The 18,587-nt window shown below is 57.1% G+C and carries 12 protein-coding genes and 1 tRNA gene; 6 read left to right on the forward strand and 7 right to left on the reverse strand.

Annotation, left to right across the window (positions count from 1 at the left end; all coding sequences use genetic code 11):
* Positions 1-224: 224 nt before the first annotated feature.
* A complete protein-coding gene (locus ACQRBR_RS00905) occupies positions 225-647 on the forward strand; it encodes a pentapeptide repeat-containing protein (protein ID WP_427812043.1) in 423 nt (140 codons plus the stop codon).
* 140 nt (positions 648-787) lie between these two features.
* Here ACQRBR_RS00905 and ACQRBR_RS00910 read toward each other — a convergent pair whose 3' ends face one another.
* From ACQRBR_RS00910 to ACQRBR_RS00930, 5 genes are all read right to left on the reverse strand, one after another.
* Positions 788-1,336, reverse strand: coding sequence for a flavodoxin family protein (locus tag ACQRBR_RS00910; RefSeq protein WP_168935590.1), 549 nt, complete (start codon positions 1,334-1,336; stop codon positions 788-790).
* Between the two features lie 338 nt (positions 1,337-1,674).
* Positions 1,675-2,436, reverse strand: coding sequence for an RNA methyltransferase (locus tag ACQRBR_RS00915; protein WP_278900656.1), 762 nt, complete (start codon positions 2,434-2,436; stop codon positions 1,675-1,677).
* A 7-nt stretch (positions 2,437-2,443) separates the two neighbouring features.
* Entirely contained in the window at positions 2,444-3,055 is a 612-nt protein-coding gene (locus ACQRBR_RS00920) for a DUF456 domain-containing protein (protein ID WP_168935592.1), read from the reverse strand.
* 5 nt (positions 3,056-3,060) lie between these two features.
* A complete protein-coding gene (locus tag ACQRBR_RS00925) occupies positions 3,061-4,359 on the reverse strand; it encodes a phenylacetate--CoA ligase family protein (protein WP_204626431.1) in 1,299 nt (432 codons plus the stop codon).
* Positions 4,360-4,392: 33 nt separating this feature from the next.
* Positions 4,393-5,460, reverse strand: a complete 1,068-nt coding sequence (locus tag ACQRBR_RS00930) for a DUF1786 family protein (protein ID WP_427812044.1) — start codon at positions 5,458-5,460, stop codon at positions 4,393-4,395.
* Between the two features lie 169 nt (positions 5,461-5,629).
* Between ACQRBR_RS00930 and ACQRBR_RS00935 the strand changes: the two genes are divergently transcribed.
* A tRNA-Leu gene (locus ACQRBR_RS00935) sits at positions 5,630-5,714 on the forward strand.
* A gap of 539 nt (positions 5,715-6,253) precedes the next feature.
* On the opposite strand, the gene ACQRBR_RS00940 is transcribed toward ACQRBR_RS00935, so the two are convergent.
* A complete protein-coding gene (locus ACQRBR_RS00940) occupies positions 6,254-7,456 on the reverse strand; it encodes an MFS transporter (RefSeq protein WP_427812045.1) in 1,203 nt (400 codons plus the stop codon).
* 228 nt (positions 7,457-7,684) lie between these two features.
* Here ACQRBR_RS00940 and ACQRBR_RS00945 point away from each other — a divergent pair, with 228 nt between their 5' ends.
* Positions 7,685-9,148: a hypothetical protein gene (locus tag ACQRBR_RS00945; protein ID WP_427812046.1), complete on the forward strand. Its 1,464-nt coding sequence runs from the start codon at positions 7,685-7,687 to the stop codon at positions 9,146-9,148.
* A 604-nt stretch (positions 9,149-9,752) separates the two neighbouring features.
* Here the strand turns inward: ACQRBR_RS00945 and ACQRBR_RS00950 are convergent.
* Positions 9,753-11,699 carry an FAD-dependent oxidoreductase gene (locus tag ACQRBR_RS00950; protein WP_427812047.1) on the reverse strand — a complete coding sequence of 649 codons (1,947 nt, stop codon included), beginning with the start codon at positions 11,697-11,699 and terminating at the stop codon, positions 9,753-9,755.
* Between the two features lie 658 nt (positions 11,700-12,357).
* Between ACQRBR_RS00950 and hsdR the strand changes: the two genes are divergently transcribed.
* Genes hsdR through ACQRBR_RS00965 form a run of 3 tightly spaced genes read left to right on the forward strand, consistent with a single transcriptional unit; the run spans position 12,358 to position 18,328 of the window.
* Positions 12,358-15,615 (forward strand): type I restriction-modification system endonuclease, encoded by a 3,258-nt coding sequence (gene hsdR / locus ACQRBR_RS00955; RefSeq protein WP_427812048.1) that lies wholly within the window; start codon positions 12,358-12,360, stop codon positions 15,613-15,615.
* Positions 15,612-17,030 (forward strand): N-6 DNA methylase, encoded by a 1,419-nt coding sequence (locus ACQRBR_RS00960; RefSeq protein WP_427812049.1) that lies wholly within the window; start codon positions 15,612-15,614, stop codon positions 17,028-17,030. Before hsdR ends, ACQRBR_RS00960 begins: the two co-directional genes overlap by 4 nt.
* Positions 17,030-18,328 (forward strand): restriction endonuclease subunit S, encoded by a 1,299-nt coding sequence (locus ACQRBR_RS00965; protein ID WP_427812050.1) that lies wholly within the window; start codon positions 17,030-17,032, stop codon positions 18,326-18,328. The genes ACQRBR_RS00960 and ACQRBR_RS00965 overlap by 1 nt, the downstream gene beginning before the upstream one ends.
* The last annotated feature ends 259 nt before the right edge of the window (positions 18,329-18,587 follow it).

An 18,587-nucleotide genomic window follows, 5' to 3' on the forward strand; every position in this document is an offset into this window, starting at 1 on the left:
GGATCTTGTCTACCTCCCTGCGGGCAAGACCCGACACAGCAAAGCCGCCATCACGGCAGCATCATGCAGGGAGCCTTGCCTTCCGATGCAAGGAGTTGGCGTCGACCGTCCCGCGCAGGCCCTTGTTGTGGTTCCGGCCACGCAGTGTCCGTAAGTAAAAACAGGGGTGGCGCGGTACGCAAGGGTGGCGTATCATGACCGGAAACCGTTTTAGGAGGGATTCGATGAGCCATCAGCATTCCCACCCGCAAAGCATGGCGGGGAAAAATTTTGCCAATGCCGATCTGGCCGGCAAGGATTTTCGAGGCGTCGAGCTGCGGGGAGCAAATTTCGCCGGAGCCGACTTGCGGGGCGCCAATCTGGAGCTGGCCGATCTGGCCGGGGCCAACCTTGTCAACGCGGAGCTGGCAAAGGCCAATCTTTCCTGGGCCAATCTGGCCGGAGCAGCGCTCAATGAAGCAGATCTGAGTGATACCGACCTGCGGGAAGCCCGGCTAAATGGTGCCATCCTGGAGAATGCCCTGCTGGACGGTGCGAATCTGACGAGTGCCAGCCTTCGGGGAGCCGACCTGAGCGGGGCCAGCCTGCGTGAAGTCTGCCTGGATGGTGCGTGGCTGGAAGGCGTCACAGGGCTTTCGGACAAATAAGCCAGTTCTTGAACAAGGTATTTTCTAAAAAAACAGGGAACAGCAGCCACTCCTGATATTGCCTGCCGATGCAGACAACCGGAAGGCACTGTCCCCTGCCCTGTTCTGCTGCCAGAAGAACTGGCAGACAGACAACGTTTCTAGCGGATGCCCCTGCCCATATCGCGGGCAGCGTCCAGGGCCGCAGGCGTTTTCCGAATGTCGCCGGATTCCGTCACGCCAAGCGCCTGCACCACACCGCACAGCCGGGTCTTTTCAAAGCAGACCACCCAGCCTTCCATGGCTTTCTTGGGGCCTTCCATGGTCTTTTCGTCCGTATCGGCAGCACTGGCCAGCAAATAGATGTCGCGGAAAGCATAGTCTCCGGCGAACAGGGGGTTGGTGCGATCCAGCAGGGTCTTCAGCTGCCCGCACAGCGAATAGAAATAGACGGGGCTGGCAAAGGCGATCACCTCGGCCTGCTGCATACGCGGCAGGATGTCATCCATATCGTCCCGAAGGATGCAGTGCTGCGTTTTCTGACAGCCGAGACAGCCCTTGCAAAAGCCGATCTTTTTGTCATGCAGGTTTATCTTTTCCACAGTATGACCGGCTTCCCGCGCTCCCTCGATAAAGGCATCGGCCAGCAGATCGGAATTGCCCATCCGGCGGGGGCTGGAAGAAATGACGAGAACTTTTTTCCCACTCATGGATCTTTCTCCTTTTGGCTCTGACCGGTACACAGACGGATGACAGCGGCCGGCCACGTGAACCGGCAGATGGTCTTCTTTGCAGGCCAGTTCGTCAACCATTTTTCATAAAAAGTTTCGAGGACGACCGCCGTGCCCTCCTCTCCCCTTCTGCCCTTCCTGGGCCGGATAAAAGACTCTCCTCGCCCCTGCTCCGTAATCTCCGGAAACCGGCTAGCCCGGAGTCGTATCCTTTGCCGGTTTTGCTCGCCGCGCGGAGCATCCTGTAAGGATGCAGGAGACAAAAACAGCCCCTTTTCAGGGGCTGTTCATGGAGCATGGTTGCAACTGTCAGGCGACTAGGCTTTGTTGCCGCCATCCAGCTTGTTACGGACCTGACGGCACAATCCCATCAGCGCGTCGTATTCATGCCGCCGCACCTGGGCCCGGGCCAGCAGGCGCCGCCACGGCATCAGGAAATAATCCGGGTTGTCCCCGTGCAGGCAATCCAGACGCAGCAGCATGTCCTTCAGATTATCCAGCAGGCGCTCGTAGTCGGCAGAGGAAATGACACGGCCGGAGCCTCCCTCCGCCGGGGCCTTTTCCCCGGCGGCCTCATGCTGGCGGGCCCGTACGGCCTTGGCGCACTCATACAGCAGCAACAATACCGACTGCGCCAGATTAAGGGAACTGGCCTCGGGATTGGTGGGGATGGTCACCAGCCGCTGGCAATGCTGGATGGCATCATTATCCAGTCCCCGATCCTCAGGGCCGAACACGATGGCCACCTTTTCTCCCCGCTCCAGGGCCTGGGCCACTTCTCCCGCGGCCTGCTCGGGGGAAAGCAGGGAACGCCGCCAGCCACCTGTCCGGGCCGTCGTCCCGATGACCAGCGAGCAATCCGCCACGGCAGCCGACACATCCGGCAGGACCTGGACGTCATCCAGCACGCCCTGCCCTTTGGGGGTGGCCAGAGGACGGGCTTTTTCCCTGTCCCAGCGTTCAGGTTCCACCAGACGGATGCTGCGGCTGCCCATATTCACACAGGCGCGGGCAGCCATACCGATATTCTCGGGAAAGCGCGTCTGTACCAAAACAACTTGTAACAAATCCAGTGACATGATCACCTCAACACAGCCAGTTCTTCAGCAGCATCACGACCTGTCCGGGTTCCGGCACCACAGGACGCAACGGCGGCGGCACCGGAGCCATATCCGGCCAGATGCGGTGGGCCGTCAGCACGACCATGGCGCTGCCCGTACCCAGTTTGCAGACCGTTCCCAGAAAGCGCCCCATCATGGTGCCGAAGGCCGCATCAAAGGCCTCCTTGCCGGGACGGCCACGCAGCAGTTCCATGACCAGGCAGCCCAGCCAGGCGCCCACCAGAGCCCCGATGAACGCCCCCAGCCCGAAAAAGAGCGGTGCCAGGAAGATGGCTCCGGCGATGGCCCCCACCATACCGGCCACGGTGCCGGACGTGCTGGAGCCGTGCCGTTTGGCATTCATGACCTGCACGCCCATTTCCAGCACCTCGCCCAGGACAGCCAGGCCCAGGAACATGATCCAGAACCAGACATCCAGGGCCCCGGCGGCCGGGTGCAGGAACTTCCACAGCACCACCAGCAGCACTACCACCCAGTTGGCGGGCAGGCCAAGGATGTTGAGCAGCAGGATCAGCCCCAGCAGGACGATGAACGCATAGGCCAGGCTGAACGAGGCCAGCGCGATGAATCCTTCCATACAGGCTACTTCTTGGCGCGGTTGTCGTACACGCGCACGGCCTTGCCTTCGCTGCTGGGCAGGCTGTTGCTCTGCACCAGTTCCACGCGCGGCGTCACCAGGATCTCGTCACGCAGCCGCTGGGCGATAGTCTTCTGCAGGCCCTGCAGGCAACGCATGTCTTCCACGAAGTATTCGTCGCGGATCTCCACCTGCACGCGCATGACGTCGCCGATACCGTCGTTTTCCAGCAGGATGCAGTAGTTCTGCCCCACTTCGGGGAAGGTCATGATGACCTGTTCGATCTGCATGGGGTAGACGTTGACGCCCTTGATGATGAACATGTCGTCCGCGCGGCCCAGGATGCGGTCGATGCGGCGATGATGGCGGCCGCAGGAGCATTCCCCGGGCAGGAAACGGGTCAGGTCGCGGGTGCGGTAACGCAGGATGGGCATGCCCTGACGGCACAGACAGGTCATGACCAGTTCGCCGATCTCGCCGTCGGGCACGGGCTCGCCGGTCTTGGGATCCACGATCTCCGGCAGGTAGGCGTCTTCCCAGACATGCAGGCCGTTCTGGTTCTGGCATTCAAAAGCCACGCCCGGGCCGTTCATCTCGGAGAGGCCGTAGGAGTTGTAGGCCTTCATATCGAAGAGTTCTTCGATACGGCGCCGGAATTCCACCGTATAGGGCTCGGCCCCCACCACGGCGATACGCAGGGGAAAGTCGCGCGGGTCTTCACCCATATTGCGCAAATGTTCGCCAAGGATGAGCGCATAGGACGGCAGGATGTGGGCGACCGTGGTCTTGAAGTCCTTGGCCAGCTTGATCTGGCGGCGCGAGTTGCCGGGTCCGGCCGGGATGGTCATGCAGCCCAGACGCTCGGCACCGAAATGGATCCCCAGGCCCCCGGTGAACAGGCCGTAACCGGACATGTTCTGGAACACGTCGTCACGGCGTACGCCTACCATATAAAGGCAGCGGGCCATCAGATCGGCCCAGCAGTTGATGTCGTTCTGCGTATGGCAGATGGCCACCGGACTGCCCGTGGTACCGCTGGAGCAGTGCATGCGCACGATCTCGCTGCGCGGTACGCACAGGAGCCCCGTGGGATACTGGTCCCGCAGATCCTGCTTGGTGGTGAAGGGGATGCGCCGGATGTCGTCCAGCGACGTGATGCTCTCGGGCGTCACACCGGCTTCATCCAGACGGCGACGATAGAACTCGCTCTTGCGCACATGGGCCACGGTGGCCTTGAGGCGCGTCAGCTGGGTGTGTTCGATCTGGTCCCTGCTCCACAATTCCGCTGCATCGAAAACTTCCATGTCAAAACCTTATTGCTGCTTGTCCATCTTGAATTACAAACGCCCGGCGGCGTCGCCCCTGTGCGCCCATCCCCAGAGCAGGCCAAAACAGCCTGCCAGCATCATATCGCCATACGGGGCCAGGAACTGGCCCTGTCCCTGTAAAAATTCCCGCTTCGGCCCCAGTATATAGGTGGGCTCGTAGCCTCCGGCCTCCTCACAGTAGGGCCCGAACGCCGTCCCGTGCCCTCCGTGTGCAAGGACCTCCTCGCACGGCAGCCAGGAACGCCGGAACTGCTCAAGATCCGCAAGGTATTCCTGCAGGGTACGCATGCCGGTATGGTGCTCGTAAATGCCGCGAACCTGCCCCTGATAGACCAGCGCCGCCACCGTATGGCTGTTGCCCACATTGATGATGGTGATCCCTTCGCGCCAGCTCCGCTTCATGACTTCCGGCACGCACAAGGCGCCCAGCAGGGCACAGGTCCCGGTATCCGCCACCGGGCCACCGGTCTTTTTCTGCAGGGCCAGCAGGCGAGTGCATTCCGCCGGCGGCTGTTCGTAGATCCAGTTGGCCGGCAGGGCCGACGCCTGCAGCAGGGCCGTCCAAGCCTGCATGCGCCCCATGCGGTTGCCGTTGGGATGAAAACCATGATCCTGGCAGCCCGCCAGTACCAGATGCGGCAACGGGAGCCCGGCCTGCCGCAGCAGTCCGGCAAAAAATTCCGGGGAATAATCGGAAAGAGGCACCGGCACGGCACCGGCCGGACACTGCTCCGCTATCTGGACGCCCATGCTGCGGACGACTTCGGGGTTGTCGTGCAGGGCGCTGGCAGCACTGGCAGTACTGTAGACAGCAAACCCCGCCTTGATGTGATCACGCACGGCAAGACCAAAGCCACCACCGATATTTTCACCATACAGCCATACCGACTGCTTGAGCAGGGTCAGCTCACGAATGCGCTGCGCGGCCAGACGGGCCGGTGAAGGCAGGACGAAGCGTGGCCAGTTGTGGACTTCCAGTCCCGGACGGGCCAAAAGGACGTCCTGGGTGCCGCTGCCGATATCGACACAAAGGACAGGACCTGTTTTTTGTAAAAAAGTACGAACACCGTCATCCATGGTTTTTCTCCAGGCCAAACAATAGCAAAGTTTGCCGTTTCTTGGTGTACCGGTTAGCCGGGCCCAAGGCAAGCCCCAGCCTTTCCGGCAGGGCTGCTCAAAAAAAATTTTTCCAAAATGCAAAAAAGTTCTTGCCAAGCCACCCGGTTTTCTGTATCACTCCACTTGTGCCGAGGTGGTGGAATTGGTAGACACGCTATCTTGAGGTGGTAGTGGCAACCGCCGTGCGGGTTCGATTCCCGCCCTCGGCACCAGCAAGACATCAAGGGTTGTGGCAAGTAGCCGCAACCCTCTCTTTTTTTTGTTGTTTCGAGCAGCAAGCAAGCCCAGTCCATCCCCTGTTTTTCCTGCCTTTACGAATTTGGGTCAAACAGGTGGTACAAAAGGTGCCTCAAATGCCATCCGCTGCCGCTTCTTCCGCTCACCCGCACAGCACTTCCCACTCCAACCCAACAACTCGCCGTTCCGGTCAGCATCTTCTTTATGTGGGCCGCATCTTCTATTTTCGTTGTGCTCTGCCTGCTGCTGCCAAAAAACGTCTGGGAAATGCCGAGATACGCCTGAGCCTAGGAGCATGTTTCCGTCAGGAAGCCAAGCTGCTTGCCTGCCGGCTTTTTGCCCTGCTGCATGCTTCGTTACCTGGCGTACCCAATCTTCATACGCTGCGGCATATCCTTGTCCGGCATCTGTCTTCTATGCAGGGAAAAGAGGGCAGAGAATGCGGACGATTTCAAGGCCGTCCTTCCTCTCCACCCTCGTGGCAGAAGGATAGGAAAAGAGCCTGCCTGTCTCTTTATTCAGAGCCAAGCACAGCCCGATATTGGGGCGCGACGAATTTGAGGAATATTCCCAGCGAGACAAGCTGCCCCCAGGCTGCGACCATATAAGCAATATCCATCCCCAATGACTGTGAGATGATCCCTCCCATCAGGAGGGAAAGGCATATGCCGCTATCCATCCCGATAAAGTACATTGCATTGGCAACTCCCCGCTTTGTCTTGTCTGCCAGATATACAAGTACTGTCTGATAACTGGGTAGAAGAGCCCCCAGAGATATACCCAGCAGCCCCCCGCATCCCAGAAAAAGTACGGGAGATGTCGTCCGGGCAAGGAGCAGCGCAGCGCCCAGCGCCACCAGGTCCGCTACACAGACCAGAATGACGAGATAGCCTTTATCTACGATATAGCCGGAAAACAGGCGGCTCACCAAGAGTCCTATTCCCATCAGCAGAAAAAAAGCACTGGCATAGGAATCCATACCCGTATCTCTGGCCAGTACTGAAGTATAATTTGAAATCATCCCCAGCATGAACGCTGCGATAAACAAAGAAGCCAGTGCATAGAGGCCTTGCGGCATGAAAAACATGTCCCAAGTAGGCTTTCTGTGTTTTGCTGCCTGTATTTTTTTCGGAGCCGTGATGAATACCTGCAAAAAAGTACCCAGCATGGCAAAGACAAAGGGCAAGCCAAAAGCAGCGGCATAGGAATATTTGCTCGTCACATACAAGCCCAGCATGGGACCAAGGATCATCCCCAGCGACAACATGCTGCTGAATACCCCGATCCCCATCCCCAATTTTTTCTCAGGAATAAAGCTGACTGCCATCGTTGCCTGTGATGTGGTCATGATGGAAAAGCTTATGCCATGCAACAAGCGTATGCCGATAAAAAGCGAGATCGTTGCTGCCATAAAAGTCAGAGGGAAAAAAATAGCGCAACATGTAGTAGCAATCAGCAGAAGACGCTTGCAGTCCATCATATCTGACATCATCCCGGAAAAAGGACGCACCGCAAGGGCGACCAGGGGAAAGGCTGCGAGCCCTATCCCCATCACTGATTCTTTGCAATGAAGGACATCGATCAGATACAATGGAAGCACAGGCATGACTGAATATATAGCCATACATGTACAAAGATTTGCAATACAAATTAGGTAAAAATCCTTTTTAAAAAGTATATCATCGTTATTATTTTTATAATGCTCGCCATTTTTCATATAAACCTCCTTTTTATACATAATCGTTATTTAATTATAGCGTTTAAATATATAGGATAATTACAATTATCCACATTATAAACGATAACGATGCAAGAATACTGCATCTAAACGTTCTTCCCGTACGCAGGATATAAGTCACACGCAGGATATGGGAGGACATTTCCTCGTAATCTTGACAGCCTGTTGCTTCCCTGAGCACTATACTGATCAACGGGAGGTTTCAGTATGAAGCGGCTCCTTCATTGCCATCAGTATTATTTTTGCATCCTTTTGCTGTTGCCCCTGCTTTTCTCCTATCCTGCTATGACATATGCCGAATCCACCTCCGCCCCTTCGGGGGGCTTTATCATGGACATGATACCGCTCCTTGGCAGCAATGGACGGATCAAGGCTATCGCACCAGGCTGCCGGGCTATTACCGGCTTTCTTGATGGCGCGCCCTTTGTCTGGAGCCGGGATTTCGGCCTAAGCCGACTTACCCCTCCCCCTAAGTATTTCGGCATGGGGGATTTCGTGAGCGATGACGGGCGCTCCATGCTGGGATTCGTATCCATCAATGATGCCATCCACCCTGCTCCGTACGGCCAAACCTGGGCACGCCCCGGGTTCATCTGGCGCTACGGCGAACCGCTGCAATATATGTCAAAACACGGCATCGCAGATGTGGAATGGTACGGCATGTCTGCGGACGGCAAGGTCGCCCTGGGCTACGGCAAAAGAAAGCGTTCCTCTGCCCCGGCAGCTGCGAAAGACAAGACCGCTGAAAATCTTGAATTGACGCCGTATTACAACCGCTGGTTCTCCATCAGGAACAAAAAGCAGCTCCGAGTGCTGGACGAAATCGCCCGCCCTGACATCAGTCCATACTACAGGCTCCTGAGTCGCGACGGCAAAAAACTGCTGCAAAAGCAGCAAAACAACACTGTCCAGATTGTGGATTTGCAGACCGGGGCACAGCACCCACTGACATTTGGCGGTGCACTGCCCCACGCGTCTGCGGATTTGGCCAAGGGGAAGAAACGTATCCTGCAAGCAGGTGATCCGCAAAATCCTCTCTTCCGCTGGGGAAGATGGCCGGGCTTCCGGCACAGCCGCCTTCTCTCGGACAGCGAACTGAAAAGAGCGGCTCCAAACAGCCCCCTGCATGCAGATTGGATTCTTGACGATTTCTTTTGCTCCATCCCCAGCTTTGATGCTCGCTTCACCCTGTGTGTGCTCTATCTGAAGCAAGTACCCAGAAAGCCTGCCCGTCCGCTCCTCCTTGATTCCAAGACCCTGACCGTTCTGGCCCGCCTGGATACCAAGGGGAACGATATTCCCATCGACGATGGCCCCGCGCTGATGGGGCTGGACATCAGTGATGACGGCAAAACCATCCTCTACGAGAGGGATGCTGAAATCTGGATCTGGAATGAAGACCTCATCCTGCCTCATGACAGTCTTCCCCGTCCCATGCCGCTCGCGCGTTATCTGGAGCACTTCGGGCTGACGCTGCCTTCGGAGCAAAGCATTAAATCTGCTGTCATGAGCCCGGACGGGCAATGCTTTTTTGGCGAGCTTGCCCTGTTTGGTGACGAGCAATTCCCCTATAAACAGTTCCTTGCCTGTATCAGAGGGAATGCCTCGCGGCCTCATTGGGACCTGAACAGCAAAGAAAGATCCCGTCGCGGAGGCCAGCCTGTCCGGTAAGGGCAGAGGGAAACTACAACGATATATCTAGAATCCTGATCTCATTCGCGAGGGCAGCTTCCATTCTTGCACGCCCACCGCCCCAGAGCACCAGTCCTCATGGGTCAGGAGCTTGGGGGCCTGAATCAGCCAGACATATGGAAAGGAAGACCTGAACAAGTCCCTTGTGGAGCCCTTCCAAAAACAGCACAGTATGCCGCTAGCGTACCAGGTATCCGTGGTACGACGGCTCAGGCCGACGGTCTGCAGCTATTCCCTTCTACAGACTGAAGGAGAACGGCCATGCATCGTGCCTCGTTACCGACCCGGCGAAGCGTGCTGCTGTGTTCCAAGGAGATTCCGCCAGCTAGCGCCTTCGCATCAAAAATATCTGCTAACGGACAAGGCTCATCGCTGCCTTTCCGCACGTTGCCGTGGCAAACCTGCTTGCGGCCACTTGCTTAGGAGGCCGTCGCTCAAGCAAGCTTGCCCCTCCCGGCGGCCGGCAAAAGGGAAAGAGGCATCAACGCGTTTGCCCGTCGTCTCCCGGCAATAATCCTGCCGGAAGTCCGTTTTGTGAACTGGCGGGAGCGCCTGAGCGCCCCCGCACAAGGCTATATCAGTATTAGATATCCAGAGCGGCGTGATAGCCCCAGTAGACGGCATTGGTGATGGTGGAAACGCGGGCGGCATCACCGATGATGCGCACAAAGGGCGCGCCATCCTGCAATTCTTCCACGATATCCGAGCACGAACGCTGCCCAAGGGCCGCAATGACGCTTTTGCCGGGCACGAGGAACTGATGCCCTTCCTTGTCTTCACACCAGATGCCGTCAGGACGCACTTCCAGTCCCCGGCAGCCGGTGTGAACAGTGGCGTACTTCTCCACTTCCTTCAGCAGCAGGGGGCGGTGGCGCACGTTGGCATCGGGCGCAAGGGCATCCCGCATCTCCACGATATGGACGGTCTTGCCTTCCTGGCCCAGATGGATGGCACACTCACACCCGGCAAGGCCGCCACCGAAGACGACCACGTCTTCCCCGACCTTGTCCTTTTCCTTGTAGTAATTGTTGACCACGACCACATTGTCTCCCTTCAGACCGGGGATGGGCGGCAGCAGCGGACGGGACCCCACGGCGATGATCAGAGCATCGGGCGCCTCCCGCGCCACATATTCTGCGGTCACTTCCGTATGGAGGCGAATCTCCACGCCGGCCTTGCGGGCAAGATGGGCATAGGTCCCGGCCAGCTGGTACATCTCGTACTTGAAGGGAAGAGCCTGCTCACTGCGCAGGATACCGCCGAGGCTGTCCTCTTTTTCGCACAAAATCACCTGATGGCCGCGCCGGGCCGCGGTCCAGGCCGCGTACAGACCGCCGGGGCCACCGCCCGCCACCAGGACTTTTTTCTTTTCCGGTGCAGGCATCACACGGTCGCCTTCCATTTCGCGCCCGATGAGCGGATTGACCGTACAGCGACGCGTGGCCGTGGCCGCACGCTCGGCCATGCAGGTGAAGCAGCGCAGACAGCGGACGATCTCCTCGTCCCGGTTGGCCATGACCTTTTCCGGCAGGAAAGGATCGGCCAGCAACGCACGCGCCATATAGACCACGTCGGCCTTGCCGGACTTGATGATCTCTTCCATCTGGGCGGGATCGTTCAGGCCGCCGATGGTGGCCACAGGGATGGAGACATGCTTTTTGATCTCAGCCGCCAGATAAACGTTGCAGCCGTGTTCCTTGAACATGGAAGGATGCGTGTCGCCAAAACCGCGCTGATAGGTACCGGCGGAAACATGCAAAAGGTCGATGCAGTCTTCCAGCTCCCTGGCGATGGCGATACCGTCTTCCAGCGTATAGCCGCCCTCGAAGAGCTCGGAACCGCTCATGCGGAATTCGATGGGAAAACCGGGGCCCACGGCCTCGCGCACAGCCTGGAGCACCCGGCGGGCAAAGCGGCAACGGTTCTGGATGCTGCCCCCGTATTCGTCCGTCCGGTGGTTGAACCAGGGCGACAAAAACTGGTTGATGAGCCAGCCATGCCCGCCGTGGACCATAATCATCTCAAAGCCCGCGCGTTTGGCCAGACCGGCGACCTGACCGTAAGCGGCCACAATTTCGTCGATCATCTCGTGGGTCAGTTCGCCCACTTCCACGCCGTCGGGGCGCACGCAGGCCGAAGGTCCCCACTGGGCAAGGCCGTGCTGACGGCTTTTGTCCGTCATATAGGTGCCGGAATACATGCCGGAATGGGAAAGCTCCACACTGGGGATGGCACCATGCCGGCGGATGGCGTCCGCCGTGTAGGTGAAGGAGGCCAGAGAATTCAGGATGACCGTATCCAGATGATAGGCATGGCTGCCGTCGGTCTTCGGATGCACCATGCATTCGCTGATGGTGACGGCACCGGCGCCGCCCTTGGCCCGCAGCTCATAAAAGGCGGTGGACTTGGGGCCGATGCAGCCGTCGTTGGTGATGTCCGTACCGCCCATGGGCGCGGAAAACATGCGGTTACGGAACGTGACACGCCCGATGGTGATGGGTTTGCACAAATGGGGGAACTTTCTTTCCATAAAAACTCCATGCTGTCTCTGTAACGACAAAGCGCTTCACGTGTTCAGAGAACTATCTGAAAAACAAAAATATTGAGGAGATAGCGTTTTCTTGAGCCTGCCCATATCCGGCAGTCTTCCGCAAGGGCAGCCTCTTCTGCGGAGCCGCCCGTGCGACCGCAGCAGTAGCCAGCCCGGACAGGCCACAATCGTTTCCCTCGCAACTATCCAGCTGAAAAAAAGACGGATAGCCTGCCCTACCCGCTCCATATTGCCTTGAATGGACACGGCATACCCGCCTCTGTTTGGTTTGATAGTACGAAAACAAGAAAAAAGCAAAATTTTCCTACAATGAAAATGCGCGTTTTTTAAGGTGCTCCTCTCCGCTATCTCCGTCAGAAGGCCTGTTATTCGGTAGTTGCAATCCCCTGCCGGATAACAGGCGATGTATCCCGTCGGGCAGGATGTCCGTCATGGGTATGTTGCACTGTTATGCCGCCTCCCGATCCGAACAAACGCGCGCCCCCAACTCACCACTGCCCGAGGCAGCCTTTTTGCTTTTTGAGTGCAAAGCATATAGGATTGCAATATCGGCCTTCTGTCGGAAAGGACACAAATGGCAAAACTGGCCATTGGGATGGGACAACTGCACACAACTCATGTTGTGAGGAGAGGGAACATGGCATCCAATTTTGCATTCCTGCACGAGAAATTCCCGGAGCTGGAACAGCTCGGTATGCTGGCAGAGCGCTATTTGCCTTCGGATCAGCAACTCTGCCTGATGGAGGCCGGCCTGCTGTGTGAAGGCATGATCCGTGTCATGTGTGCCCTGGATCACGTCACACTGCCCGAGGACTGTACCGCCGCGGAGCGCATCGATATACTCCAGCGACGCGATATCCTGCCTGCGGATATAGCCGCGACCTTCCATCTGTTGGACAAAGCCCGCGATCAAACTACTCACAAGGAGTGTCCTGCCCCGGAAACGGAGACGCTCCACCTGTTGCAGATCGCACACAGCCTGAGCGGCTGGTTTTTCCAGACCTATGTCGACGAGACCTGGCAGCTACAAGAATTCATTACCCCAACGGAATCCGTCTTTTCCCCTGACGATGGCGACCAGTCCGCCGGGCAGGAACGGGCTCTGGCGGACAAGGCCGTTGCTCGCGCCGCACAGGCCAGTGCTGTGCCTGATACCGTCCGCCGCCAGCGTGCTGCTATGGCCGCAGGCAAACGGCAAGTTTCGGAAGCCGAGACCCGCTATCTTATTGATGCACAGCTCAGGAAGGTAGGTTGGGAGGCCGATACCCGGCGGTTGCGCTATTCCCGCGGCGTACGGCCCCAGAGCGGGCGCAACCTGGCCATTGCCGAATGGCCTACGGACTCTTCTGTCGGAGACCGGGGATTTGCCGATTATGCCCTGTTTGCGGGCACGCGCCTGGTGGGCATCATCGAGGCCAAGGCCGGACACAAGGACATCCCCGCTATGCTCGACCACCAGTGCAAGGACTACGCCCGGCATATCCGCAAGGAGCATCAGGCCTATGTCGTTGGGGAATGGCGGGATTTCCGGGTGCCTTTCCTCTTTGCTGCCAATGGCCGTCCCTATATCCGACAGTACGAGGAAAAATCCGGTATCTGGTTCCAGGATGTGCGTCAGGCCACCAATGCGCCGCAGGCCCTGCACGGCTGGATGAGTCCCGCCGGTCTGGAAGAACTGCTGGCACGGGACATCGCCCAGGGCGATCAACGCCTTGAAAGCATGTCCACAGCGTTTTTGACCGACAAAAGCGGCCTCAATCTGCGCGAATACCAGCTGCGCGCCATCGCGGCGGCCGAACAAGCCGTACGTGAAGGCGCACAGAACATCCTGCTGGCCATGGCGACGGGCACGGGCAAGACCCGGACGGTGCTGGGAATGATGTACCGTTTTTTGAAAAGCGGACGTTTTCGCCGTATCCTCTTTCTCGTGGACCGCAATGCTCTGGGCACGCAAGCGCTGGATGTCTTCAAAGACGTAAAGATCGAGGAACTCCAGCCCCTGGACGGTATCTATACCATCAAGGGCCTGGCGGATAAGGAGATAGACCGGGAGACCCGTGTCCATGTGGCCACCGTGCAAGGCATGGTCAAACGCATCCTGTATAATGAAGGCGGCGATTCCATGCCCTCGGTCTCCGACTATGACCTGATCATCGTCGACGAGGCCCATCGGGGCTATATCCTTGACCGGGAGATAAGCGATGATGAGCAGCTCTACCGCGACCAGCGCGACTATCAGAGCAAATACCGCGAGGTCATCGACTATTTCCGGGCGGTCAAGATAGCGCTGACAGCCACCCCTGCGCTCCAGACTACACAGATATTCGGCGAGCCTGTCTTCAACTACCCGTACCGTGAAGCGGTGATCGACGGTTTTTTGGTGGATCACGAGGCCCCGCACCAGCTCCGCACACAGCTCAGTGAACAGGGCATCCACTACAAGGCCGGGGATACCGTGGCCCTGTATGATCCCGTCACCGGCGAGGTCACCAACGGCGCCCAGCTGGAAGATGAGCTGGATTTTGATGTGGACGATTTCAACAAGGCTGTGATCAACGAAAATTTCAATCGGGAGATCCTGCGGGAGATCGTCCGGGACATCGACCCCGAGGACACATCCTCCGGCAAGACTCTCATTTACGCCGTCAACGACCGTCATGCCGACATGATCGTCCGTATCCTCAAAGATCTGTATGCTGCCGAGCTGGTGGACACGGACTCGGTTATGAAGATCACCGGCAGTATCGGCAACCGCAAGAATATCGACGCTGCCATCCGTCAGTTCAAAAACGAGGCTCTGCCCAGCATCGTGGTGACCGTGGATCTGCTCACCACAGGGATAGACGTGCCCGAGATCACCCGTCTGGTCTTCCTGCGCCGGGTGAAGTCCCGCATTCTGTTCGAACAGATGCTTGGCCGTGCCACCAGACTCTGCCCGGAGATCGGCAAAGAGCACTTTGAAATCTACGACGCTGTGGATCTCTATTCCGTTCTTGAGCCGGTCACGGCCATGCGCCCGGTAGCCGGCGATCCGGCAACCACGTTCTCCCAGCTGCTGGATGGCCTGGAGGTTATGGAAGACCCTGCGCAGCTCCAGAATCAGATAGACCAGATCATCGCCCGCTTGCAGCGCCGCAAGCGTACCCTGACGGATGAGCTGCGGCAGCACGTCAGCGACATGGCCGGCGGCACGCTCGAGGCGTTCATCCAGCAATTGCGGCACCTGCCTCCAAATGAGGCAAAAAAACTGCTGTTGTCCAAACGCGCTTTGTTCGACCTTTTGCAGGCCCAAAGGCCCGGCAGACGGCCCGTTGTCCTGTCCGACACCCCGGATGCGCTCACCAGCCATACTCGCGGGTACGGCAAGGATGGCCTCCGCCCCGGCGACTACCTGGAATCCTTTGCCCGCTTCGTGCAAGAACGGCGCAACGAGATCGCCGCCATGGATCTTATTTGCACGCGCCCCTCGGATCTGACCCGCGAAAGCCTCAAAAGCCTGCGCCTGACCCTGGGGCGGGAAGGCTTCACCGCCCGGCAGCTCAATGCCGCCATGGCCCAGATGAGCAACAAGGATATTGCGGCCGACATCATTGGCCTGATCCGCTGTTACGGCATCAACGCGCGTCTGCTGGGGCATGAGGAACGCATCCGCCGTGCCGTGTCCCGCCTGAAGCAGGCCCACAGCTTTTCCCATACGGAAGAAAAATGGATCGACCGCATGGAAAAATACCTGCTCAACGAATCCGTACTCTCGGTGCGGACATTCGACGAAAGCGTGGCCTTCCGCGACAAGGGCGGCTTTGCCGCGCTGGACAAGCTTTTTCATAACCAGCTCGCGGACCTTGTCGCCGAGCTCAACCGCTACCTTTATGATGATGGAGGCCTTGCCGCATGACCACACAGGAGATCGTTGCCAAACTCTGGAACCTTTGCAATGTCCTGCGGGATGACGGCATCACCTACCATCAGTATGTGACCGAGCTGACCTTCATCCTGTTCCTGAAAATGGCCAAGGAGACCAGCCGCGAGGAGGCTATTCCTCAAAACTGCCGCTGGGACGCCCTGACCGCGCAAAGCGGCATCGAGCTGAAGCATGCCTACAAGCGCATGCTGACCGAGCTGGGCGAAAACGGCACGGGCCGGGTACGGGAGATCTATCAGGGCGCGGTGTCCAATATCGACGAGCCCAAGAATCTGGAAAAGATCATCTCCAGCATCAATGCCCTGGACTGGTATTCCGCTCAGGAAGAAGGTCTGGGCAACCTGTACGAAGGCCTGCTGGAAAAGAACGCCGGGGAAAAAAAGTCCGGCGCGGGCCAGTATTTCACGCCGCGTGTGCTCATCGACGTCATGGTCCGCCTTATGGAGCCCAGAATCGGCGAGCTGTGCAATGACCCCGCCTGCGGTACCTTCGGCTTCATGATCGCCGCCGACCACTACCTAAGAGCGCGGCATGACGACTATTTTGATCTGGACGAGGACCAAGCGGCCTTTCAGAAATACAAGGCCTTCACCGGCTGCGAGCTGGTGCACGACACCCACCGTCTGGCCCTGATGAACGCCATGCTGCACGGCATCGAGGGCGAGATCCTGCTTGCCGATACCTTGTCCACGGCGGGCAAGGACATGAAGGGCTACGACCTGGTGCTGACCAATCCGCCTTTCGGCACCAAAAAAGGCGGCGAGCGCGCCGCCCGGGACGACTTTGCCTTTGCCACCAGCAACAAGCAGTTGAACTTTTTGCAGCACATTTACCGCAGCCTCAAGCGCGGCGGCCGGGCCGCCGTGGTCCTTCCGGACAACGTGCTTTTTGCCGATGGCGACGGTGCGCGCATCCGCGCGGACCTGATGGACAAGTGCGAGCTGCATACCGTGCTGCGTCTGCCCACGGGTATCTTTTACGCCCAGGGCGTCAAGACCAACGTGCTGTTCTTCAAGCGCGGCCAGAGCGACAAGGGCCAGACGCGGGAGGTCTGGTTCTACGACCTGCGCACCAACATGCCGTCTTTCGGCAAGACCACCCCGCTCAAAAAAGAGCATTTTGCCGCCTTCGAGACCGCCTATACGGCCGACGATCGCAGCGCCGTGCAGGATGAACGCTGGAGCAAGGTCAGCCGCGCGGACATCGCCGCCGGAGGGGACAATCTGGATCTGGGCCTGATCAGGGACGAGTCGCTGGTGGACTATGACGACCTGCCCGACCCCGTGACCAGCGGGGAGGAATGCATTGCCCAGCTTGAAGAGGCGGTCGACCTGCTGCAAAGCGTAGTCCAGGAATTGCGGAGCCTGAGCCGCAAGGAGGCCAACTGATGGCCCGCCCCAAAAAGAACGCCGCCCAGGCGCAGGATACTTTGCTGACGCTGGATACCGTGCCCGAGATTCCTGTGGAAGAACAGCCCTACCCTTTGCCGGAAGGCTGGAAGTGGGTAAGACTGGGGAGCTTGTGTTCGCTTAGAAATGGCAAAGCATTTAAGCCTACTGATTGGTCAGAATCAGGACTTCCCATAGTAAGAATTCAAAATTTAAACAGCCCTAACAACAAATTTAATTATTACGATGGGATAATTGAAGATAAATTTTTAATTAATTCTGGAGATCTATTGTTTGCATGGTCTGGAACGCCTGGAACATCTTTTGGAGCACATATATGGAAAGGAGGGAAAGCTTTATTAAATCAGCACATTTTTAGAGTTGATTTTGAAAAAAAGATTATTTTAAAAATTTTCTTTAAATATGCTATTAACTACCGTCTTAATGAATTCATTGTTAAAGCGCATGGTGGTGCGGGACTACAGCATATAACTAAAAGGAATTTTGAAAATACTTCCATTCCTCTTCCCCCTCTTGAAGTGCAACAGCGTATCGTCGAGCGTATCGAAACCCTCTTTGCCAAACTGGACGAAGCACGGGAAAAAGCCGAATCCGTGCTCGAGAGCTTTGAACTCCGCAAAGCCGCCATCCTGCACAAGGCTTTTACTGGGGAATTGACGGCAAAATGGAGAAAAGAAAAAGGGATACAACTTAACTGGGAAGAAAAACAGCTTGCGGATATCGGCAGTATCGTGACTGGATCAACTCCAAGTACAAAACATCATGAATACTATGGTGATGCAATTCCTTTTATAAAACCTGCAGATTTGAATTCTGGTAGATTTGTCAATCAAGCATCTGAATATCTTAGTAAAGAAGGTGGAAAAATTTCACGCTCTGTCAGGGCTGGAAGTACTTGTGTTTGCTGTATTGGGACAATTGGAAAATGTGGATTTCTTACATGTGATGCCACTACAAATCAACAAATAAATACTATTTGCCCATATAATTTTATGGATGATTTATTTGTATACTATTACTGTACAAGTATTAAGTTTAAAGAAATGCTAATCAATAGTTCTTATTCTACAACTATATCTATCATTAATAAATCAAAAATGTCTATATTGCCGATACCTGTTCCCCATCTTTCTGAACAACAGAAGATCGTCCGCATTCTGGACCGCATCTTTGCCAGGGAGCAACAGGCCAGGGAAGCTGCCGAAAACGTATTGCAGCGCATCGACCAGATGAAAAAAGCCATCCTTGCCCGTGCCTTCCGGGGAGAACTAGGCTAAGCCAGGCAGCAGGAGAGCCCCCGCAGGCCAGCCGGAACATCTTTGACGGCATAGCATCATGCTGGCCGGATACGCCTCCGCCCAGCCGGCCCCGAAAGCGGGCATGGTCCCGCGCCCATTCCCACGATATGGCTGTGCTGCTCGGCAAAGGGCCTCCCCCGATGAATATAAAAAGGGGGTACGTACTGTACTCCCTTTTTTTGTTATTTTTCAGGTTGTTATGTATATAAAGCAAAAAAAACCACCCGCACCAGCGGGT

Origin of the sequence: Desulfovibrio sp. SGI.133, from assembly GCF_050313955.1 — a bacterium.
Classification (GTDB): Bacteria; Desulfobacterota; Desulfovibrionia; order Desulfovibrionales; family Desulfovibrionaceae; genus Desulfovibrio.